The following is a 452-nucleotide window of genomic DNA, read 5'->3' as shown; positions in this document are numbered from 1 at the left end:
ACCAAGACCGAGCTCGATCTCGTCAAGGCGCGCATCGATGCCACCGCGCAGGCGGTGATGCGCGAATCCAACACCAAGCTCGCCTATCAGGTCGGCACCATGATCGAGCTGCCGCGCGCCTGCCTGCTCGCGGGCGAGATCGCGGAGAGCGCCGAGTTCTTCTCGTTCGGCACCAACGACCTGACGCAGACCACGTTGGGCGTCAGCCGCGACGACGCCGCGCGCTTCCTGACGACCTATGTCGAGCGCGGCATCTATGCGCGCGATCCGTTCGTCAGCCTCGATGTCGAGGGCGTTGGGCAGTTGATCGGCATGGCGGCAGAGCGTGGTCGCGCGACGCGGCCCGACATCAAGCTCGGCATTTGCGGCGAACATGGCGGCGATCCGGCGTCGATCGCGTTCTGCGAGACGGTGGGGCTCGATTATGTCAGCGCCTCGCCGTATCGTGTGCC

Annotated in this window: 1 protein-coding gene; it reads left to right on the top strand. The window is 66.4% G+C overall.

What is annotated here, in order from left to right:
* Positions 1-452, top strand: a 452-nt coding sequence (locus AACY52_RS31195; RefSeq protein ID WP_339561523.1) for a putative PEP-binding protein, incomplete at both ends; no start/stop codon positions are given.

Source organism: Pseudomonas sp. EA_65y_Pfl1_P113, assembly GCF_963970525.1.
Classification (GTDB): domain Bacteria; phylum Pseudomonadota; class Gammaproteobacteria; order Pseudomonadales; family Pseudomonadaceae; genus Aquipseudomonas; species Aquipseudomonas tritici.
The sequence above is the reverse complement of the archived record's forward strand: the minus strand, read 5'-3'. Positions and strand labels throughout refer to the sequence as shown.